Source organism: Micromonospora pisi (assembly GCF_003633685.1).
Taxonomy (GTDB): Bacteria; Actinomycetota; Actinomycetes; order Mycobacteriales; family Micromonosporaceae; genus Micromonospora_G; species Micromonospora_G pisi.
The window spans coordinates 7,305,156-7,329,118 of record NZ_RBKT01000001.1; the positions used below are offsets into that span (position 1 = coordinate 7,305,156).

The window sequence follows — 23,963 nt, forward strand, 5'->3', positions numbered from 1 at the left end:
TGGCGGACGAGCAACAGCTCCGGGAGTACCTCAAGCGGGCGATCGTGGACGCGCGTCAAGCCCGTCAGATGCTCCAAGAAGCGCAGGAGCGGGCCCGCGAGCCGATTGCGGTCATCGGCATGGCCTGCCGGCTCCCCGGGGGTGTCACCTCGCCGGAGGATCTGTGGGACCTGGTGCTCGGCGGCGGCGACGGCATCACGGAGTTCCCCACCGACCGGGGGTGGGACCTGACGGACCTGTTCGACGACGACCCGGACGCGCCGGGGAAGAGTTACACGCGCTTCGGTGGATTCGTCGACTCGGTGACAGAGTTCGACGCCGAGTTCTTCGGTATCTCGCCACGCGAGGCGGTGGCAATGGATCCGCAGCAACGACTGCTGCTGGAGACGTCGTGGGAGACGTTCGAGCGGGCCGGCATCGACCCGCTGTCGTTGCGGGGAAGCCAGACCGGCGTGTTCGTCGGAGCTGGCGGGCAGGGGTACGCCGACGGTTCCCACGAGGTGCCACAGGGAGCTGAGGGCTACCTGCTGACCGGCAACGCCAGCAGCGTCGTGTCCGGTCGGGTGTCGTACGTCCTCGGGCTCGAGGGACCGGCGGTGACCGTCGACACAGCGTGCTCCTCGTCGCTGGTGGCCCTGCACCTGGCGGTTCAGGCTCTCCGTCAGGGCGAGTGCTCGCTCGCGCTGGCGGGTGGAGTCAGCCTGCTCTCGAATCCGGGCATGTTCGTCGGGTTCAGTCGCCAACGGGGATTGGCCGCCGACGGCCGGTGCAAGCCGTTCGCCGCGGCCGCCGACGGTACCGGTTGGTCCGAGGGCGTCGGGGTGCTCCTGGTGGAGCGGCTCTCCGACGCGTTGCGCAACAACCGGCGGGTGCTCGCGGTCGTCAGGGGTTCTGCCGTCAACCAGGACGGCGCCAGCAGCGGCCTCTCCACCCCGAACGGACCGTCGCAACAGCGGGTGATCCGGCAGGCGTTGACAAACGCCCAGCTGGCGTCCTCCGACGTCGACGTGGTGGAAGCGCACGGCACCGGGACGACGCTCGGCGACCCGATCGAGGCGCAAGCCCTGCTGGCTACCTACGGCCTGCACCGGCCCGCCGACCGTCCGCTGCTGCTCGGCTCGGTGAAGTCCAACATCGGGCACACCCAGGCCGCGGCGGGGGTGGCCGGCATCATCAAGATGGTGCTGGCCCTGCGCGCCGCCGTGGTGCCGAAGACCCTGCACGTGGACCTGCCCACCCCGCAGGTCGACTGGACCGCAGGCGCGGTACGGCTGGCCACCGAGACGGTCGACTGGCCGGGTACCGAGCGGCGACGGCGTGCCGCTGTCTCGTCCTTCGGAATCAGTGGAACCAACGCGCACGTCATCCTCGAACAAGCGCCACCGGGGGAGCCGACCGAGCGGTCGGAGCGCTCCGGGCCCATGGTGTGGGTGCTGTCCGGCAGGACGGACGCGGACATGCGGGCTCAGGCGGCGCGCCTGACGTCGTACGTCAGACATCGCTCCGACCTGCGTCCGGAGGACGTCGCTCGGTCACTGGCCACGGAACGATCGGCATTCGCGCACCGGGCGGCGGTTGTCGCGGACGGGATGGACGGGCTCCTGCATGGCGTGACGGCGGTGTCGGCCGGGGACACCGGGGCAGGGGTGATCGAGGGCGTGACCGTGGAGGCGGCCGCGCGGCCGGTGTTCGTCTTTCCCGGGCAGGGAGCGCAGTGGATCGGTATGGCCGCGGAACTCGTCGACTCGTCCCCGGCCTTCCTCGACCGGTTGACCGAGTGCGACGAGGCCCTGGCGGAGTTCGTCGACTGGTCCGTCCTCGACGTCGTGCGGAATGTGCCCGGCGCCCCCTCGCTGGACCGGGTCGACGTGGTCCAGCCGACCCTGTTCGCGGTGATGGTGTCACTGGCCGCGCTCTGGTCGTCGTACGGGCTCGAACCGGCGGCCGTCGTCGGGCACTCCCAGGGCGAGGTCGCCGCTGCCTGCGTGGCGGGCGCGTTGTCGCTGCGCGACGGCGCACGGGTGGCGGCACTACGCAGCCGTATGATCGCCGACTCGCTCTCCGGAGCGGGGGGCATGGTTTCGGTGTCGCTGTCGGCCCGACAGGTCGATCAGCTTCTGGAGCGCTGGCCGGAGCGCCTCTGCGTCGCCGCGGTCAACGGCCCCTCCTCGGTTGTCGTCTCGGGCGACATCGAGCCGATCGAGGAACTGCTGGCCGATTGTGAGGCCAACGGAGTACGCGCCCGCCGGGTCCCGGTGGACTACGCGTCACATTCCGCGCAGGTCGAGGCGATCCGGGAGCAGCTGATCGCGGCGCTCTCCCCGGTCGAGCCCCGGTCACCGAAGGTGCCGTTCCTCTCGACGGTGGACGGCGACTGGATCAGCACCGACGAGCTCGACGCCGGGTACTGGTACCGCAACCTGCGCCAACAGGTTCGCTTCGCGGAGGCGACCGCGATGCTGCTTGCCGATGGGCACGGCGCGTTCATCGAGGTGAGCCCGCATCCGGTCCTGACCGGCGCCGTACAGGACACCGTCGAGCGGGAGAACGGTCAGGCCGTCGTCATCGGGACGCTGCGCCGCGACGAGGGCGGCATGGAACGGTTCCTCACGTCGCTGGCCGAGGCGCACGTGGGCGGCGTCGGGCTGAACTGGGCGACGGTGTTCGCCGACGCCCGCGGTGTCGACCTGCCGACATACCCGTTCCGGCGGCGACGCTACTGGCTGGACGGAGTGGTCACACCCGCCGCGGCCGACCTCGGACTGGAACCGGTGGGCCATCCACTCCTCGGAGCGGTGATCGGTCTGGCGGACGCGGACGGGACGGTGTTCACCGGCCGGCTGTCGCTGCGGACCCAGCCATGGCTGGCCGAGCACGCCGTGCTGGGCGCGGTGCTCGTACCCGGCTCGGCTTTCGTGGAATGGGCCGTGCGAGCCGGCGACCAGGTGGGCTGCGACGAACTCGTCGAGCTCACTGTGGAGGCGCCGCTGGTCGTGCCCGACCGGGGGGAGGTGCATGTCCAGGTCCGCCTCGGTGAGGCGAGCGACGGCGACCATACGGGGCGCCGCCGGCTGACGGTACATTCCCGGCCGCAGGATGCCCCGGTGGGCACCCCGTGGACCATGCACGCGTCCGGCGTGCTCGGATCGGGCCGGTCGGCACCCGTCGAGGTACGGACCGAACCGTGGCCGCCGCCCGGAGCCGCCGCCGTGGACCTGGAGGGCTTCTACGAGGCCCTCGCCGCAGCCGGTCTGGAGTACGGACCGACCTTCCAGGGGTTGACGAGGGCCTGGTCGAGCGAGGGAGAGGTCTTCGCCGAGGTCGCCCTGCCCGAGGGTGAACGGGAGCGGGCCGATCGATTCGGCCTGCACCCCGCGCTGCTCGACGCGGCGCTACACGCGGCGGCCCTACTCGTCCCGGACGATTCCGTTGGTACGCGTAACCGGTTGGCATTCTCATGGGAAGAAGTGCGACTGTTCGCCACCGGCGCCTCGGCAGTGCGGGTGCGTGTTGCCGCTGTCGGGCGAGACCGGGTGTCGGTCGACCTCACGAGCCCCGACGGCCGGGCGGTGGCGACGATCGGGTCGCTGGCCCTGCGACCGGTGACGGCGAATCAGTTGGACGCCGTCCGTAGCGGCCATTCACTGTTTCAACTTGGGTGGAAGGAACTGGCCCCGGCGCCTGGCGATGTCGGACGCCGGGTCGCACTGGGGGCCGATCCGTACGGTCTGCTGGGGCCGAAACCGCTGGACACCTATCCCGACCTGGAGAGTCTGCTCGACTCCGGTGACCAGGTCCCGGAGACTGTCCTCGTCGCGTGCGCCTCACCGCCGCAGGCCGGAGCCGACCCGGAGGGTGCTCTGGAGGCAACCCGACAGGTGCTTGAAATCGTCCGGTCGTGGGTAGCCGACGAGCGGTCCGCCCATTCCCGTCTGGTGATCGTGACGCGGGGGGCAGTGACGGCGACCGGCGATGAACCGGTGGACCTGGGGTACGCGGCGGTGTGGGGGCTGGTGCGGTCGGCGCAGGCCGAGCATCCCGGCCGGTTCGTGTTGGTCGACGTTGACGCCGGCGGCCTGCCCGAGGCCATCGAGCTGAGCGAGCCGCAGTTGGCGATCCGTGCCGGGCGGGTATTCGGAGCGAGGTTGACCCGGGTAGCCACAGCCGCGCCGGTCGCTGCGCGCTGGGAGGTTGACGGCACCGTCCTGGTGACCGGTGCGACCGGAGGGCTCGGTCCGCTGCTCGCCCGCCATCTCGTCACGCGTCGCCGGGTCAGGCACCTGCTGCTCGTCAGCCGGCGAGGCGCGGCGGCCGATGGCATGGCCGAGCTGGCCACCGCTCTGACCGAGCTGGGCGCCCGGGTGACCGTCGCCGCTTGTGACGTCGCCGACCGCGCGGCGCTCGGCCGGCTGATCGCCGGTATCCCCAAGGAACACCCGCTACGGGCGGTGGTGCACGCAGCGGCCGTGGTCGACGACGCCATCGTCTCGTCGCTCACGGAGGAACAGCTCGCGAGGGTCTTCCGGCCAAAGGTGGAGGGCGCGGTCAACCTGCACGACTTGACCCGGGACCTGGAACTCTCCGCATTCGTGCTGTTCTCCTCGGCCGCTGCCACGTTCGGTGGAGCCGGCCAGGCAAGTTACGCCGCGGCGAACGCCTACCTGGACGGGCTCGCCCGTTACCGACACGCGGCCGGCCTGCCGGCGCTCTCGCTCGGTTGGGGAGCCTGGGAGCAGCGCGAGGGCATGTACGGCCGGCTGGGCGCGACGGAGGCGGCCCGGGTGTCACGAGGGGTGGTGGCCGCCTTTCCCCCAGAGGAGGCGCTCGCCCTCCTGGACGCCGCGCTCGATGATCCGGCGCCCGCGCTGGTGCCGATCCGGCTCGACATCGCGAAGTGCAGGGCACAGGCCCGTGCCGGGGTTCTGCCGGCGCTACTGCATGACCTCGTACCGGTGCCGGCCCGGCGCACGGCCGGCACCGGGCACGCCGATGACGGCCGTTTGTCGCTGGAGCGCCGGCTTGCCGGACTCCCCGTCGAGCAGCGGCGACGGGTGATGGTCGACCTGGTACGGGAACGGGCGGCTGCGGTGCTGGGCCACCCGACGACGGCGACGATCCCTGCCGACCGTCGGTTCAAGGACCTGGGGTTCGACTCGCTGACCGCGGTGGAGCTGCGAAATCGCCTGAACACCCTCACCGGGCTGAGGCTGCCGGCGACGTTGGTCTTCGACCATCCGACTCCCGAGGCGCTCGCCGGGCGGATCCTCGACGAGTTCGGAGGTTCCGACGCGCCCGGCCCCGAGGATCCTGCCCCGGCAACGCATCGGGACGAGCCGATCGCGATTGTCGGAATGGCCTGTCGCTTCCCGGGCGGGATCGGCTCTCCGGAGCAGTTGTGGCGTTTGCTCGCCGACGGCGGTGACGCGATTTCGGAGTTGCCGAGCGATCGCGGTTGGGACCTGGCAGCGCTCTTCGACGAGGATCCCGATGCACCGGGGAAGAGCTATTCCCGCTTCGGTGGCTTCCTCGACGACGTGGGTGACTTCGATGCCGAATTTTTCGGTATCTCGCCGCGTGAGGCGGTGGCGATGGATCCGCAGCAGCGGTTGCTGTTGGAGACGTCGTGGGAGGCGTTCGAGCGGGCTGGGATCGACCCACTCTCCTTGAATGGCAGTCGTACGGCGGTGTTCGCCGGCACGAACGGACAGGATTACTCCGCCCGGTCGGATGGTCGATCCGAGGGGTTGGAGGCGTTCCTCGCCACCAGTAGCACCGCCAGTGTGCTGTCGGGTCGGGTGTCGTACGCGTTCGGTCTGGAGGGGCCGGCGGTGACGGTGGATACGGCGTGTTCGTCGTCGTTGGTGGCGTTGCATCTGGCGGCGCAGGCGTTGCGGCAGGGTGAATGCGACCTTGCCCTGGCCGGTGGTGTGACCGTGATGTCGGCACCGGGAGTGCTGGTCGGGGTTAGTCGGCAGCGTGGGTTGGCGGTGGATGGTCGGTGCAAGGCGTTCGCGGGTGCGGCGGACGGTACGGGTCTTTCCGAGGGTGTGGGTGTGCTTTTGCTGGAGCGTTTGTCGGATGCGGTGCGGGGTGGTCGTCGGATTCTGGCGGTGGTGCGGGGTTCGGCGGTGAATCAGGATGGTGCGTCGAATGGTTTGACGGCGCCTAATGGTCCGTCGCAGCAGCGGGTGATTCGGCGGGCGTTGTTGTCGGCGGGTTTGTCGGTGTCGGATGTGGATGTGGTGGAGGCGCATGGTACGGGGACTCGGTTGGGGGATCCGATTGAGGCTCAGGCGTTGTTGGCGACGTATGGGCGGGGTCGTGTTGGTGGTCCGTTGTTGTTGGGTTCGGTGAAGTCGAATATTGGTCATACGCAGGCGGCTGCTGGTGTGGCTGGTGTGATGAAGATGGTGTTGGCGTTGGGGCGTGGGGTGGTGCCTTCGACGTTGCATGTGGATGTTCCGACGCCGGAGGTGGATTGGTCGTCGGGTGGGGTGGAGTTGGTGCGTGAGTTGTGTGATTGGCCGGTGGTGGGTCGGCCGCGTCGGGCGGGTGTGTCGTCGTTCGGTGTGAGTGGGACGAATGCGCATGTGATTTTGGAGCAGGCTCCGGTGTTGGTTGGCGGGGTTGATTCGCCGGAGCCGGAGCCGGAGCCGGAGCCGGAGCCGGAGCCGGGATCGGGTTCGGAGTCGGGATCGGAGCCGGGATCAGGATCGGGCCTACCGGTCGTGTGGGCGTTGTCGGGCAAGTCGGGGGCGGCACTGCGCGCCCAGGCGAGCAGGCTGCGGTCGTACCTCGACACGGCTCCCGAACTCGATCACAGAGATGTCGGGCTGTCGTTGCTCCAGACCCGGTCGGCGCTCGCACATCGCGCCGCCGTGGTCGCCGGGAGCCGGGACGAGTTGTTACGAGGGCTGGCGGCGGTCGCCACAGGCGAGCCGAGGCCCGGTGTCGTGCGGGCCACCACCAATGCGGGCGCTGGCCGGGTGGTCTTCGTATTCCCTGGGCAGGGTGCCCAGTGGGCGGGAATGGGACGCGAGCTGCTCCATTCCGCTCCGGTTTTCGCCGCGTCGATCAAAGCCTGCGACGAGGCGCTGTCGGAGTTCGTCGACTGGTCACTGATCGACGTGCTGTGCGAAGTTCCCGGTGCGCCCTCGATGCAGCGGATCGACGTGGTGCAGCCGGTGTCGTTCGCCATGATGGTGTCGCTGGCCGCCCTGTGGCAGTCGTACGACGTACGGCCCGACGCGGTGATCGGGCACTCCCAGGGCGAGATCGCCGCCGGGTACGTCGCTGGTGCACTGTCGCTGTCGGATGCGATGCGGGTGGTGGTCTTCCGCAGCCGCCTTGCGGCGGAGTCGCTGTCGGGGCTGGGCGCGTTGGCGTCGGTGGCCATGCCCGAGGACCGGGCCCGGGAACTTCTGGAGCGATGGCACGGGCAGTTGTCGCTCGGGGCGATCAACGGCCCCCGCTCCGTGATCGTGTCCGGCGCCGCCGAGGCACTCGACGAAATGCTCGCCCACTGCGCGGAGCAGGGCGTTCGCACCCGCCGGATCGCAGCGAGCTACGCCTCCCACTCACCCCAGGTCGAGTCGATCCGCGAGTCCGTGTTGGCCGCCCTCGCCCCGATCCGGCCGGAAAGCTCGTCAATCGCGGTCTACTCGACGATCGACCAGCAGTGGATCGACACCGCGTCGTTGGACGCCGCGTACTGGTACCGCAACCTGCGCCAGACCGTGCACTTCGGCGATTCGGTCCGTGCCCTCGCTGAGGACGGACGTGCCGTGTTCATCGAGGTCAGCCCGCACCCGGTCCTGGCCGCCGACGTCCAGGGCTCTCTCGACAATGGCGAGCTCGACGGGGCGGTGGTCGGCACGCTGCGCCGGAACGAGGGAGGCATGCAGCGGTTCGTCACCTCTCTGGCGGAGGCACACGCGCATGGTGTACCCGTCGACCTGGCCGCGCTGTTCCCCACCGGGAGACGCGTGGAGCTGCCCACGTACGCCTTCCAGCGGCGCCGGTACTGGCTGGATCAGAGGCCGCCGGTAACGGAGTCGGAGCGCCGCTCAGACGAGATCGACAAGCAATTCTGGACCGCCGTCGAGCAGGAGGACCTGGCCGCCCTGACCCGGACGCTCGACGTCGACAGTGCGGATGGGGCGGCGCCGTTGGGCACGGTCCTCCCGCTCCTGTCCGCCTGGCGGCGCCGCAAGTTGAATCAGGCCGCCATCGATTCCTGGCGTTACGAGACGACCTGGGCCCGGATCGCGGATCGGCGGGCGCCGGAACTGACCGGTACCTGGCTGGTCGTCGCCCGGGCCGACGACCCGTGGATCAACGCGGTCGTGGACGCAATGGCCGAGCGGGGCATCGGGGTCACCCGGCTCGACATCACGGATTCCGAGTTGGACCGGTCGGCACTGGCGGCACGGGTCGGCACCGAGCCGGCGGTGGCCGGAGTGCTGTCGTTCCTGGCTCTCGCCGAGGAACCCCACCCCGCCGCACCGGCTGTACCGGTGGGATTGGCGGCCACGCTGACGCTGGTGCAGGCACTCGAGGATGCGGGGGTCGGTGCACCGGTGTGGCTGATGACCCGTGGCGCGGTCGGAGCATGCCCCACCGACCGGCTTCCGGGCGTGGGCCAGGCGCAGCTCTGGGGATTCGGCCAGACGTTCGGCCTGGAAAATCCATCAAGGTGGGGCGGTCTGGTCGATCTGCCGGAACAGCCGGGTCAGGACATGGTGGCGTCGCTGATCGGCGTGCTCGGCGACCGGTCGGAGGACCAGGTGGCGATCCGTCCCGACGGCCTGTTCGCCCGGCGCCTGGTCCGGACCACCCTCCCCTCGGCCGGAGCGGACGGTGACTGGCGGCCCCACGGAACGGTGCTGGTGACAGGTGGCACCGGCGCGTTGGGCGGACACGTCGCACGGTGGCTCGCGAGCCACGGTGCCGAGCACCTGGTGCTGGTCAGTCGTGGTGGTCAAGCCCCCGAACTTGAGGCGCAGCTCGCCGCGACCGGCGTACGGGTGACCGTCGTGAGTTGCGACGTCGCCGACCGGAACGCGCTGGCAGCACTGCTGGCCGAGCATCCACCGACCGCGGTCGTGCACACGGCTGGGGTGATCGACGACGCCGCCATCGATTCGCTGACGATCGAGCGGCTCGCGGGTGTCGCCCCGCCGAAGGTCGGCGCGGTCATGCACCTGGACGAGCTGACCCGGTCCATGGACCTGTCCGCGTTCATCCTGTTCTCCTCAGCGGCTTCGACCTTCGGTAGCCCAGGGCAGGCGAACTACGCGGCGGCCAACGCGTTCATGGACGCGCTGGCCGACCGTCGCCGACGTGAGGGTCTCCCGGCGACCTCCATCGCGTGGGGCGCCTGGGGCGGGGAGAACCAGGCCACCCGGGGTAAGGGCGGTGCCCGGCTGCGCCGTTCCGGGCTCGTGCCGATGGATCCCGAGGTGGCGGTCACCGCGCTCGCGAGGGCCGTTTCGGGGCCTGCGGTTGTGACGGTCGCCGACATCGCGTGGGAGTCGTTCGCAGCCGGTCTCGTATCCGCGCGACAGCGTCCGATGATCGCGGACCTACCCGAAGTACGGCGGCTGATGGCGGGAGGCGAGACCGAGGTCGACGACTCGTGGCGGCGGAGGATCGAACTCCTTCCCACCGCGGAGCGCTCCCGCGCGGTGCTCGACCTGGTGCGTGAACACGCCGCTGCCCTGCTCGGGCACGAAGGCCCCGAGGACATCGATCCGGGTCGGGCGTTTCGCGAGATCGGGTTCGACTCGCTGACCGCGGTCGAATTGCGCAACCATCTTGGGGCGACGACGGCGCTGCGGCTTCCGGCCACCCTGATCTTCGACTATCCGACTCCGACGGCGCTCGCCCGACACCTGGGCGCTCACCTGTTCGGCCAGCCCGAAGACGACGGGGATGCGGATCCGTCCGAGGAGCAGACTCGGCGGCTGCTCGAATCGATACCCCTGCACAAGTTGCGCGACGCCGGCTTGCTGGACACGTTGCTGCGGCTCGCCGAGCCCAGTGGCACGACGACCACCGAGCCCTCCCGGACCGCGGCGATCGACGCGATGGACGTCGGTGACCTGCTGCAGATGGCCCGCGAAAACCTTCGTCCCTGACCGCGATGTCTCGTACGACTGGAGAACCCATGGACGCGTCCACCGAAGAAATCGTCGAGGCTCTGCGCGGCTCGTTGAAGGAGGTCACCCGGCTCAGGGAGAGCAACAAGCAGCTTCTCGACGCGGCCAGCGAGCCGATTGCGATCGTCGGTATGAGCTGCCGGTTCCCGGGTGGGGTGAACACCCCCGAGAAGTTGTGGCAGCAGTTGGTCGAGGGCCGGGACAGTATCTCCGACTTTCCGACGGACCGGGGTTGGGATCTGGACGGGTTGTTCGACGAGGACCCGGACCGGCCGGGCAAGACCTACACGCGGTCGGGCGGCTTTGTCGAGGGTGTGGCGGATTTCGACGCGGAGTTCTTCGGTATCTCACCGCGCGAGGCGTTGGGCATGGACCCGAGGCAGCGGCTGTTCCTGGAGACGTCGTGGGAGGCGTTCGAGCGGGCGGGGATCGACCCGTTGACACTGCGGGGAAGCCGTACCGCCGTATTCGCCGGCACCAGTGGCCAGGACTACGCCACGCGGCCCGGCCAGGCGCTCGAAGGGCTCGCGGGATATCTGCTCACCGGTAACGCGGCGAGCGTGGTGTCGGGTCGGGTGTCGTACGCGTTCGGTCTGGAGGGGCCGGCGGTGACGGTGGATACGGCGTGTTCGTCGTCGTTGGTGGCGTTGCATCTGGCCGCGCAGGCGTTGCGGCAGGACGAGTGTTCGCTCGCACTTGTCGGTGGCATCGGTCTGTTGTCGACGCCAGGTGTCTTCATGGAATTCAGTCGGCAGCGTGGGTTGGCGGTGGATGGGCGGTGTAAGGCGTTTGCGGGTGCGGCGGATGGTACGGGGTGGGCTGAGGGTGTGGGTGTGTTGGTGGTGGAGCGTTTGTCGGATGCGGTGCGGGGTGGTCGTCGGGTGTTGGCGGTGGTGCGGGGTTCGGCGGTGAATCAGGATGGTGCGTCGAATGGTTTGACGGCGCCTAATGGTCCGTCGCAGCAGCGGGTGATTCGGCGGGCGTTGTTGTCGGCGGGTTTGTCGGTGTCGGATGTGGATGTGGTGGAGGCGCATGGTACGGGGACTCGGTTGGGGGATCCGATTGAGGCTCAGGCGTTGTTGGCGACGTATGGGCGGGGTCGTGTTGGTGGTCCGTTGTTGTTGGGTTCGGTGAAGTCGAATATTGGTCATACGCAGGCGGCTGCTGGTGTGGCTGGTGTGATGAAGATGGTGTTGGCGTTGGGGCGTGGGGTGGTGCCTTCGACGTTGCATGTGGATGTTCCGACGCCGGAGGTGGATTGGTCGTCGGGTGGGGTGGAGTTGGTTCGTGAGTTGTGTGATTGGCCGGTGGTGGGTCGGCCGCGTCGGGCGGGGGTGTCGTCGTTTGGTGTGAGTGGGACGAATGCGCATGTGATTTTGGAGCAGGCTCCGGTGTTGGTTGGCGGGGTTGATTCGCCGGAGCCGGAGCCGGAGCCGGAGCCGGGTTTGGAGTCGGGTTCGGGTTCGGAGCTCGAGTCGGGTTCGGGTTTGGGTTGTGGGCCGGTGGGGTGGGTGGTGTCGGGGAAGTCGGTGGGGGCGTTGCGGGCGCAGGCGGGTCGGTTGCGGGATTTTGTGGTGGAGCGGCCGGGGTTGCGGCCGGTGGATGTGGCGGTGTCGTTGGTGTCGTCGCGGTCGGGTTTTGGTTGTCGGGCGGTGGTGGTGGGTTCGGGGCGGGATGAGTTGTTGGCGGGGTTGGATGCGGTGGTTTCGGGTGTGGGTGGTGTGGGTGTGGTGGGTGGTGGGGTGGCGGGTGTTGGGGGTTTGGTGGGGTTTGTTTTTTCTGGGCAGGGTGCGCAGCGGGTGGGTATGGGGCGGGTTTTGTATGAGCGTTTTCCGGTTTTTGCTGGTGTTTTTGATGAGGTGTGTGTGTTGTTGGATGGTTTTTTGGGTGGTGGTGGGTTTGGGTGTTCGGTGCGGGATGTTGTTTTTGGGTTGGGTGGTGGGGTGGGTGGTTTGTTGGATGAGACGGTTTTTTCGCAGGCGGGGTTGTTTGCGGTTGAGGTGGCGTTGTTTCGGTTGTTGGAGTCGTGGGGTGTGGTGCCGGACTTTTTGTTGGGGCATTCGGTGGGTGAGGTGGTGGCGGCTCATGTGGCGGGGGTTTTTTCGTTGTCGGATGCGTGTCGGTTGGTGGCGGCTCGTGGGTTGTTGATGCAGGGGTTGGTGGCGGGTGGGGCGATGGTGGCGGTGGGTTTGGGTGAGGGGGATGTGTTGTCGTTGGTGGCTGGGTGGGAGGGGCGGGTGGGGGTGGCGGCGGTTAATGGGCCGTTGTCGGTGGTGTTGTCGGGGGAGCGGGAGGCGTTGGGTGAGGTTGTGGATGTGTTGGTGGGGCGGGGTGTTCGGGTTCGGTGGTTGCGGGTTTCTCGGGCGTTTCATTCGCCTTTGATGGAGCCGATGTTGGCGGGTTTTGCTGAGGTGTTGGGTGGGTTGGAGTTTGGTGTTCCGGTGGTGCCGTTGGTGTCGAATGTGACGGGGCGGGTGGCGTCGGGGCAGGAGTTGGCGTCGGTGGATTATTGGGTGCGTCAGGTGCGGGGGACGGTGCGGTTTGCGGATGGTGTGGCGTGTTTGAGGGAGTGTGGTGTTGAGACGTTTTTGGAGTTGGGTCCGGATGCGGTGTTGTCGCCGATGGTGGAGGAGTGTGTTGGTGGTTCGGGTGTTCGGGTGGTGTCGGTGTTGCGGCGGGGTCGGGTTGATGATGTTCATGCGTTGATGGCGTTGGGTGAGTTGGATTTGGCGGGGCATCGTCCGGATTGGAAGGCGGTGTTCGCTGGTTCGGGTGGTCGTGTGGTCGAGCTTCCGACGTATGCCTTCCAACGACGCCGATACTGGGTGGACGCGGTCGGATCGGCACCCGGTGACGTTTCAGCGGCTGGACTGGGAGCGGCCGACCATCCGCTTCTGGGTGCGGCGCTCGCCGTCGCCGAAGCCAAGGGCATGTTGTTCACCAGTCGCGTCTCCATCCGGTCACACCCCTGGCTGGCCGAGCACCGGGTCATGGGATCGATCTACTTTCCCGGCACCGGTTTCCTCGAATTGGCCATGTGGGCGGGGGACCAGGTTGGCTGCTCTCTGGTGGAGGAGTTGACTCTGCAAGCGCCGCTGGTCCTGCCCGAGCACGGCGCCGTCCAACTACAGGTCCATCTCGCCGCCCCCGACGACTCCGGACGCCGATCACTGACCCTCTTCTCCCGCCCCGACCAGGCTGATCCGGATGAGCCATGGACTCGGCACGCCGTCGGCGTACTTGTTGATGGTGGCGACCCGCGGCCGTCGTCGGATCTGGCCACCTGGCCGCCGCCCGGCGCCACCTCTGTCGACGTCAGCGAACTTTACGAGCGGGCCGGTGCGGCCGGCTTTGACTACGGCCCCCTGTTCCAAGGGCTGCAAGCGGCCTGGCGGCGCGACGGTGACCTGTTCGTGGAGGCCCGGTTGCCGGAATCCGCAGCCGACGAGGCCACCAGGTTCGGGCTGCATCCGGCGCTTCTCGACGCCGTCCTGCAGGGGGTCGGCTACGGCGGGTTCGTCGACCCCACCGTGCCTGGTTGGTTGCCCTTCACCTGGTCGAACGTGCAGTTGTGGGCGTCCGGGGCCTCGTTCGTACGCGCCCGGCTGGCGCCTGCCCCGGCGGGTGGTGTGTCGGCGGTGGTGGCAGACGTCGCGGGAAACGCCATCGCTGCCGTGGGTTCCCTGGTGCTGCGCCCGGTGACCGAGGCACCCGTCGACGGCGCCCAGAGGGAACGTGACAATTCGCTGTACGGCGTCGACTGGACCCCCGTTGACGGTCACCCGGTTGAGCTGGCCGCCGCGTTCGTCGGCCCTGTCGCTGCGGTACTGCCCGCCGCTGGGACGGCCGACGGGTGCTACCCGGACCTGCAGACGCTGGCAGCGGCCGTCGCAGCTGGCAGAGCGCCTGTCCGGACGGTGATCGCCACGGTCGACGCGCCCAGCGACGGGGTGGTACCGGCCGCACACGAGACCACCCAACGGGCCCTCGCCCTGTTGCGGGAGTTCCTGGCCGATGAGCGTCTCTCCGGTACGCGACTGGTGCTGGTCACCCGCGGCGCGGTGTCCGTCGGTGCCGAGGCGCCTGAGGTCACGCTGGCACCGGTGTGGGGCCTGGTGCGCTCGGCGCAGTCGGAGCACCCCGGTCGGCTGGTCCTGCTCGATCTCGATCCCGACGAGGAAGCGGTCGGGATCGCCGAGCTGCTCGTGCCCGACGAGCCACAACTCGCGCGGCGCGGCGGCCGGATGCACGCGCCCCGACTCGTGCGCCTGCCGGCGTCGCCCGGCACGGTGCGATGGGACGCCGACGGTACGGTCCTGGTCAGCGGTGGCACCGGTACGTTGGGTGCGGCGCTTGCCCGGCACCTGGTCGCGCAGCACGGTGTTCGGCACCTGATGCTGGTGAGCCGCCGAGGTCCGGCCGCGCCGGGAGCTGCGGAACTCGAGGCCGAACTGGTTGGCCTGGGTGCCACCGTCACGGTGGTCGCGTGCGACCTGGCCGATCGACCGTCCGCTGCCGCGATCCTGGCCGGTATCCCGGCTGACCGCCCGCTGAAGGCGGTCGTACACACCGCCGGGGTCACCGACGACGGCCTGGTCGAGTCACTGACCACGTCACGGCTCACCGCGGTGCTCGGCCCGAAGGTCGACGCGGCGTGGCATCTGCACGAGCTGACTCGTGATCTTGATCTGTCGGCGTTCGTACTGTTCTCTTCGACCTCTGGGGTGTTCGGCGGCGCCGGTCAGGCGAACTACGCGGCGGGCAACGTCTTCCTGGACGCGCTGGCCGCCCAGCGACGGGCGCAGGGTCTGCCGGCCCACTCGCTGGCCTGGGGCTGGTGGGCCGAAACCAGTGGCATGACGGAGAAACTGACCGACTCGCACCTGCGCCGGATCAACAGCGGCGGCCTCCTGCCGATGTCGACGGACCAGGGTCTCGCCCTCTTCGACGCGGCGCTTGCGTATGACCGCCCGCTGATGGTGCCGATGCATCTGGACCTGGCGCCGCTGCGACGAACACGCGGCGAGGTCCCGGCCTTGCTGCGGGGCCTGGTGCCGGCGCGGCGGGCCGTTGTGGCGGCAGCGGCGGCACCCGTGAACGCCGAAACGGACCTGATGCGACGACTGGCCGGGGCGGACGTCGGGGAGCAACGGCTGATCGTCGCCGATCTGGTAGCGGCGCAGGTCGCTGCCGTACTGGGGTACGCCGGTGCGGACGCGGTCGATCGGGACAGGGCGTTCAGGGAACTGGGCTTCGACTCACTGACCGCCATCGACCTTCGTAATCGGCTCGGTCAGGTGACCGGGCTGCGCCTGCCGGCCACGCTCATCTTCGACCATCCCACGCCAGCGTCGCTCGCCGAGTACGTCCGCGCGGAACTGATCGGCGCAATCGACATGGAGGCGCCGACGTCGTCGGATGTGCAGGCCGGTGACCCGATCGCGATCGTGGGAATGGCCTGCCGTTTCCCGGGCGGGGTCAGTTCCCCGGAAGATCTGTGGGACCTGCTGGCCCGTGGTGCGGACGGTGTGTCGGAGTTCCCCGAGGATCGGGGTTGGGATCTCGGGGCATTGCTCGACGAGGATGCGGAAGCGGCGGGTACCAGCTACACGAGGTTCGGTGGCTTCCTCGACAACGTGGGTGACTTCGACGCGGAGTTCTTCGGTATCTCGCCGCGTGAGGCGGTGGCGATGGATCCGCAGCAGCGGTTGCTGTTGGAGACGTCGTGGGAGGCGTTCGAGCGGGCCGGCATCGACCCGTCGACGCTCAAGGGCAGCCAGACCGGTGTGTTCACCGGCACGAGTAACCAGGACTATGCCACTCGCCCGCACAGAGCATCCAAAGAGATCGAAGGATATCTGCTCACCGGTAACGCGGCGAGTATCGCTTCGGGTCGGGTGTCGTACGCGTTCGGTCTGGAGGGGCCGGCGGTGACGGTGGATACGGCGTGTTCGTCGTCGTTGGTGGCGTTGCATCTGGCGGCGCAGGCGTTGCGGCAGGGTGAGTGTGATCTGGCTTTGGTCGGTGGTGTGACGGTGATGGCTACGCCGATGACGTTCACGGGGTTCAGTCGGCAGCGTGGGTTGGCGGTGGATGGGCGGTGTAAGGCGTTCGCGGGTGCGGCGGATGGTACGGGGTGGGCTGAGGGTGTGGGTGTGTTGGTGGTGGAGCGTTTGTCGGATGCGGTGCGGGGTGGTCGTCGGGTGTTGGCGGTGGTGCGGGGTTCGGCGGTGAATCAGGATGGTGCGTCGAATGGTTTGACGGCGCCTAATGGTCCGTCGCAGCAGCGGGTGATTCGGCGGGCGTTGTTGTCGGCGGGTTTGTCGGTGTCGGATGTGGATGTGGTGGAGGCGCATGGTACGGGGACTCGGTTGGGGGATCCGATTGAGGCTCAGGCGTTGTTGGCGACGTATGGGCGGGGTCGTGTTGGTGGTCCGTTGTTGTTGGGTTCGGTGAAGTCGAATATTGGTCATACGCAGGCGGCTGCTGGTGTGGCTGGTGTGATGAAGATGGTGTTGGCGTTGGGGCGTGGGGTGGTGCCTTCGACGTTGCATGTGGATGTTCCGACGCCGGAGGTGGATTGGTCGTCGGGTGGGGTGGAGTTGGTTCGTGAGTTGTGTGATTGGCCGGTGGTGGATCGGCCACGTCGGGCGGGTGTGTCGTCGTTCGGTATCAGCGGCACAAACGCGCACGTGATTCTCGAGCAGGCACCCGAGCAGGCACCCGAGACGGCGGAGGAGACGGACTCCGGGCCGGTCGCATGGACCCTGTCGGGCAAGAATCCGCAGGCGGTTCGTGACCAGGCCCGGCGTCTGGGGGCGTACCTCGACCGACAGCCGGTGCCGGGTGCGGCAGACGTCGGGCTCGCGCTCGCGACGACACGGACCGCGTTCCGGTACCGGGCGGTGGTGTTGGGCGACGGTGTGGACGAGCTGACCGGCGGTCTGGCGTCGCTGGCGGAGGGCCACCGGGACGCCGGGGTGATCGAGGGAGTCGTCCCGACCACCCCCGGGAAGGTGGCGTTCGTCTTCTCCGGGCAAGGTGCCCAGCGTTCGGCTATGGGCCGCGAGCTGCACCAGCGCTTCCCAGCGTTCGCGACCGCGCTCGACGCCGTGTGCGACGAGCTGGACCCGCGTCTCGCCACGGCCGGCGCCGAGCGACCCCTACGGGAGGTCATGTTCGGTACGGACCCGGCGCACCGGGCGCTGCTGGACGACACCCTGTTCACCCAGGCGGCGCTCTTTGCCTTCGAGGTGGCGATGTTCCGCCTGCTCGAGTCCTGGGCGGTCCGACCCGATTTGCTGCTCGGGCACTCGATCGGCGAGATCGCCGCCGCACATCTCGCCGGTGTGCTGTCACTGCCGGACGCGTGCGCGCTCGTCGCCGCCAGGGGCGGACTCATGCGGGCGCTGCCCCCTGGGGGCGCGATGCTCGCGGTGCAGGCGTCGGAGGCGGACATCACGCCACTGCTGAGCGATGGCGTGACAATCGCGGCGGTCAACGCCCCGTCGTCCGTGGTGCTCTCCGGGGACGAGGAGGCGATCACCCTCGTCGCGGAGGCGCTGCGGGAGCGCGGCAGCCGGAGCAAGCGACTCGCCGTCAGCCACGCCTTCCACTCGTACCGGATGGAGCCGATGCTTGCCGAGTTCCGGCGTACGGTCGAGCGGTTGATGTTCCAACCGGCCGAGCTGACGATCGTCTCCACCACCACCGGTCAGCAGCTCGGCGCGGACGAGATGCGCTCGGTGGACTACTGGGTGCGGCAGGTACGCGAGCCGGTGCGCTTCGCCGACGGAATCTCGACCCTGCTCGCCGCCGGCGTCGACGTGGTCGTGGAACTCGGGCCGGACGCCGTGCTGGCGCCGATGGTCGCCGAGTGCCTGACCGAGTCCGGCTCCGACCCGAAGGTTGGGGTGGTGCCGATGGTCCGCAAGGGGCAGACGGAGGACCGGTGGGCGTTGACAGCCGTGGCGGAGCTGCACGTACGTGGACACGGTCCCGACTGGCGGGCGCTGGTCCCGGACCGGGCGCGGGTCGTGGAACTGCCGACGTACGCCTTCCAGCACCGGCGCTACTGGTTGGAATCCGTGCCACCGGTCGACGCTGGCCGGGGAGCCCTCGGTCATCCGCTGCTGAACGAAGTCGTCACGCTCGCGGGATCCGACAGGCTGCTGCTGACCGGGCGACTGTCGAGGCGGGCGCAGCCATGGCTCGCCGAGCACGTGGTCTCGGGCAGGCGTCTGTTGCCCGGCACCGCGTTCGTCGACCTGGCGATGCGTGCCGGCGACGAGGTGGGCTGCGATGTGGTGCGGGAACTGACCCTGCACGCCCCGCTGCTGCTTCCGCATGATGCGGACGTGGCTGTCCAGGTTCAGGTCGGGCTCCCCGACGAGTCCGGGAGCCGGTCACTGGAGATCTACTCCCGCATCGAGAACCGAGGTACGGACGAGCCGTGGACGCGGCACGCGGACGGGGTGCTTGAGCGCGGCGACGGTGAGGCGAGCCGGTTCGATCTGGGGCAGTGGCCGCCAGCGGGGGCGCGGCGGCTCGACGTTGACGGTCTGTACGAGGACTGCGCCCGTGCGGGCTTTGACTACGGTCCGACCTTCCGGGGTCTACGAGCGGTCTGGCGGCGCGACGACGAGGTGTTCGCCGAGGTGGCACTCCCGGAATCCGCCACCGACGACGCCGAGGAGTTCGGCATCCATCCCGCGCTGTTCGACGCGGTGTTGCACGCGACCGGCTACCGGCATCTTGGTGACGACCCGGAGGCCGCCCGGGTCCCCTTCGCGTGGTCGGGCGTACGGCTGTGGGCGTCGGGGCCGACCGCGGTCCGGGCGCGGATCACGTCGGCAACAGCCGGGGCGGTGTCGCTGGAGGTCGCCGACCCGCTCGGGAAGCCGGTACTGGCGGTGGCCGAACTGGTCCTGCGGCCCGCTCCGGCCGTCGCGCCGGAAGTCCGACCAGTGCGGTCCGACGCGCTGTTCGAGCTCGAGTGGACCGAACTTCCGGCGTCGCCGCCGCAGGCCACGACCGCCGTCGGGCTGGGCGACGGTCCGTTTGACCCGGAGGTACGTTCGTACCCCGATCTCGCCACGCTCGGCGCGACGGTCGATTCGGGTATGCCGGTACCCGACGCCGTCCTGGTGCGATGGGTCAGCGAATTCACCGGGGAATTCCTCGACGTCGCGGGCGCGCACGAAACCGCCGGACACTGTCTCGCACTGATCCGCGCATGGGTGGCGGATGAGCGATTCGCGGCGTCCCGGCTGGTCGTGCTCACCCAGGGCGCCGTCGACGCGGGCGCCGGCTCGAGGGTCACCGACCCGGTGGCGGCACCCGTCTGGGGCCTGGTGCGGTCGGTGCAGTCGGAACACCCGGGACGAATTGTCATCGTGGACGGCGACCCGCGCGGAACCGTACTCCCGACCAACCTCGTCGGGACGGTCCTGGCGGCCGACGAACCCCAGCTCGCGATCCGGCTGGGCCGACTGTTCGCTCCTCGGCTGTCGCGCGGCACCGGCGCGGGCGTCCTCGCCCCACCAGCAGGCACGGCGTGGCGGATGGACGTCGGTGCCGTGGGAACCCTCGACGGCCTCGCCGTGGTGCCGTGTCCGCAGGTCCTGGAGCCGTTGGGGCCGGGACAGGTACGGGTGGCGGTGCGCGCGGCCGGCCTGAACTTCCGCGATGTCCTGAACGTGCTCGGGCAGTACCCGGGCGACGCCGGCCTGATGGGGCTGGAGGGGGCGGGGTACGTCGTCGCGACGGGCCCCGACGTGACGAGCTGCGTGCCCGGCGACCGGGTGATGGGACTGCTGCCGGGCGCCTTCGGTCCCCTGGCGGTGACCGACCACCGGCTGCTGGTGCGGATCCCCGACGGCTGGTCGTTCGTTCGCGCCGCGTCGGTGCCGGTGGCCTTTCTGACCGCCTACTTCGGGTTGTGCGACCTCGCCGGCCTGAAGCCCGGCGAGTCGGTGCTGGTGCATGCCGGTGCCGGTGGCGTCGGTATGGCCGCGGTGCAGTTGGCCGCGCATCTCGGCGCGGAGGTGTTCGCGACGGCGAGCCCGCGGAAGTGGGACGCGTTGCGGGCGCTCGGCCTCGACGACGAACATATCGCCTCTTCCCGTGACACCGGGTTCGAGGAACGGTTCGCCACGGCGGCCGGTGGCCGTGGTCTCGACGTGGTGCTGGACTCCCTCGCTGGCGAAATGGTCGACGCGTCGTTGCGACTGATGGGACCGGCGGGGCGGTTCGTGGAAATGGGCAAGTCCGACGTTCGTGATCCGGACGAGGTCGTCGCCCGTCACCCCGGGGTGTCCTACCGAACGTTCGAGCTGACCGAGGCGGGCCCCGAGCGGCTCGGCCAGATCCTGGCCGAGGTGGTGACGCTGATCGACACCGGGGTGCTCCGGCCACCGCCGACCTCGAGCTGGGACGTGCGGCGGGCCGGGGAGGCGTTCCGGTTCATGGGCCAGGCGAACCACATCGGCAAGATCGTGCTGACCCTGCCGGCGACCTGGGACGTCTCGGGTACGGTGTTGATCACCGGTGGTACGGGCACCCTCGGTGGTCTGCTCGCGCGGCACCTGGTCACCGTCCACGGTGCCCGGCACCTGTTACTGGTCAGCCGCCGCGGCTCGGACGGCGATGGCGCCGCGGAGTTGGTGGCCGAGTTGACCGACCTCGGCGCCGACGTACAGGTCGTGTCCTGCGACGTGGCAGACCGGGACGACCTCGCCAGGCTGCTCGCGCGAATTCCACGGACGCGTCCGCTGGTGGCGGTGATGCACGCGGCAGGGGTGGTGGACGACGGTGTGATCGAGTCGCTGACCCCGGAACGGCTGCACGCCGTCCTACGGCCGAAGCTCGACGCGGCAGTCAACCTGCACGAGCTGACCCGCGCGATGGACCTCTCCGCCTTCGTGCTGTTCTCCTCCGCGGCCGGGATTCTCGGCAGCCCGGGACAGGCGAACTACGCGGCGGCCAATGTGTTCCTCGACGCGCTGGCCGCGTACCGCCGTGGGCAGGGACTGCCCGCACAGTCGCTCGCCTGGGGACTGTGGGCGCAGGAGAGCGGAATCACCGCCCGGCTCAGCGAGGGCGACCGGAGCAGGATCGCGCGTGGTGGCGTGGAGCCGCTCTCGTCCGCCGAGGCGTTGTCGTTGTTCGACGCCCAGTGGGACGCGGCGGACCCGGTCGTGTTGCCGATGCGGTTGGACGTCGCAGGGTTGGGTGGGACCGGGGCCGAGGTGCCACCGTTGCTTCGGGAACTGGTGCGGCCGGCGCGGCGTCGAGCGGCGACCGGGCCGGCGGCCGAGGGCGAACACGACCGCCTCACCGGCCAACTCGCCGCCGCGGCCACCGAGACGGAGCGGGAGGCGATCGTCGCCGAGGTCGTGGCCGGTCACCTCGCGACCGTGCTGGGACATGCCGCGCCCGACCGGATCGAGGTCGAGCGGCCCTTCCTCGAACTGGGACTCGACTCACTCACGGCGGTGGAGCTGCGCAACAGACTGAGCCGGGCCACCGGACTACGGCTGCCGACAGGGGTCGTCTTCGACCGTCCCACGGTCGGCGCGCTGGCCGGATATCTCCGCTCGCGGCTCGGACCGGTCGACACCCAAGGGCAACAGGTGCCGGCCGAGCCGGACTCGCTCGGCCCTGTCGCGTCGCTTTACTGGCGCGCGTGTGAACTCGGCAAATATGACGAGGGTTCGGAAATGTTGCGGGTCGCGGCGCAACTGTCGCCGATGTTCGACGAATCGGCGGGACTGGACGCCGCTCCCGAGCCGGTCCGCCTCTCGACCGGCGCGACCGTGCCGCGGCTGCTGTGTCTCCCCTCGGCGACACCGGTGGCCGGGCCGCACGAGTACGCCAAGTTCGCCGGGTACTACCGGGGCATCCGCGACGTCGCGGTGCTTCCGCAACCCGGGTTCATCGAGGGCGAGCGGCTGCCGGCCAGCATGGCAGCGCTCGCGAGCACGCACGCGGCCGCCGCACTGCGCTATGCCGGTGACGAGCCGTTCGTGCTGGTCGGCCGTTCCGCCGGTGGCTGGATCGCGCACGCCGTAGCCACCCGACTCGAGCAGATGGGCCGGCCGCCGGCCGCGGTCGTTCTCATCGACAGCTACTCCCCGACGTTGGGATACGGGTGGCTCAACGGATCGATCACCAGGGAAATGCTGGACCGGGAGAGCAAGTTCACCCTGCTCAACGACGTCCGGCTCACGGCGATGGGTGCGTACCACCGGTTGATGGCCGACTGGAAACCGTCACCGACCAGCGTGCCGACACTTTTCCTCAGGGCCAGCGAGCCCTGGTCGGACGAGGTGCTCGAGATGGCCGGCGAACACGACGGTTGGCAGGCCCGATGGGATCTGCCACATGTCGGCCTCGACGTACCCGGCAATCATTTCACTCTGCTGGAGGAGCACGCTGAAGCGGCCGCCGAGGTCGTGCACAACTGGTTGCCCAGCCTGACGGAGGAGCTAACAGCATGAGGATTGTCATCATCGGTGCCGGCCTCGGTGGCCTCGCCTCTGCCTACGCCCTGACCAGGGCGGGGCACGACGTCACGGTGTTCGAGAAGGCCGAGCGAATGCCGAGCAGCGGGTACGGTCTGATCCTTTGGCCGAGTGGTACGGGCATCCTGCGCGACATGGGATTCGACACCACGGGTATGGGCTACCGGCTGGACAAACTCGCGATCCACGCATCGGACGACTCGCAGTTGATCCGGTTGGACCTGGACCGCATCGCGCGTCGGTACGGGGCACCCAATCTCGTGTTCCTGCGGGCCCAGCTACTCGGCCGGTTGAGTGAGAGTCTGCCCGACGGGTGTCTGCGCTTCGGGCGGCAGCTGGTCGCGATCCGGGAGTCGGCCGACCGGGGGTCCGCTCCGGTGACGCTGTCGTTCGCCGATGGCAGTACTGCCGAGGCTGACATCCTGATCGGGGCGGACGGACTCGGGTCCAGGGTGCGGCGGCACCTGCTGGGCGACGACGACCGGGCAACGTACACGGGTTGGGCCACGTGGCACGGTGTGACCAGGGTGCGGACCGAACTCACCGGTTCCCGACGGGTCAAGACGCTCACCGCGAAGGGCGCGATGTGTGTGATGCACTCGCTCGGCGACGACCTGGTCTACTGGGCCTTCGAGACGCCGTGGAAAGTAGGGGAGTCCAGCCCGCCCGGCGCGCTGGCGGACGGGGTGGCGGCCCGTCTGGTCGGTCAGGCCGAGATGTCGCCTGCGGCGAATCTCAAGGCCAGATTCGCGGATTTCGCCGATCCCATGCCGCAGCTCCTGGACGTGATCACCGACGATGACATCACGATTTTTCCGCACGTGCTGCACCGTATCCCGGAGAGCTGGAGCCGTGGCCGGATCACCCTGCTGGGCGATGCGCTGCATGCGGTCCCACCCCGGGCCGGCATGGGGGCGAACCAGGCGCTCGAGGACGCGTGGGTACTGACTCGGGCGATAAACGGCGGGAGCGACCCGGTTGCCGCCCTGAAGGAGTACGAGCGGGCTCGCCGGCGGCGGGTCCGCCGGCTGTATCGGTACGCGGCGCGGGGGGTTCGGGAGACCGGCACCCCGCCACCGCTGCTGAGACTTTCCCGCCGGGGCGTCTCCATCACCGCGATCCAGAGCGCGATTATCAAGGGGCTGAGTAATTATCTCAATGAGCGGTGAATGACCCTTCGGGTCCGGATACCGGTAGGGGTCCGCAGTGGTAGGGGTTGTCTGCCGCCATGGCTGACGGGAAAGTGGAAACGACACCTCGGAGATTCAGCGCGTAAGGG

2 protein-coding genes and 1 pseudogene are annotated in these 23,963 nt (G+C 69.3%); all 3 read left to right on the plus strand.

Annotated features, from left to right (window positions below; all coding sequences use genetic code 11):
• Positions 1–35: 35 nt before the first annotated feature.
• A pseudogene (locus BDK92_RS31435) lies at positions 36–10,139 on the plus strand (type I polyketide synthase); the annotation flags it as partial.
• Positions 10,140–10,168: 29 nt separating this feature from the next.
• Entirely contained in the window at positions 10,169–22,660 is a 12,492-nt protein-coding gene (locus BDK92_RS39890; RefSeq protein ID WP_147457182.1) for a type I polyketide synthase, read from the plus strand.
• Positions 22,657–23,853, plus strand: coding sequence for an FAD-dependent oxidoreductase (locus BDK92_RS31445; RefSeq protein WP_121160005.1), 1,197 nt, complete (start codon positions 22,657–22,659; stop codon positions 23,851–23,853). The genes BDK92_RS39890 and BDK92_RS31445 overlap by 4 nt, the downstream gene beginning before the upstream one ends.
• Positions 23,854–23,963 lie beyond the last annotated feature (110 nt).

Excerpts from the sequence above, each read along its gene's own strand:
- BDK92_RS39890 (WP_147457182.1), top strand. The coding sequence starts at position 10,169 with ATGGACGCGTCCACCGAAGAAATCGTCGAGGCTCTGCGCGGCTCGTTG.
- BDK92_RS31445 (WP_121160005.1), top strand. The coding sequence starts at position 22,657 with ATGAGGATTGTCATCATCGGTGCCGGCCTCGGTGGCCTCGCCTCTGCC.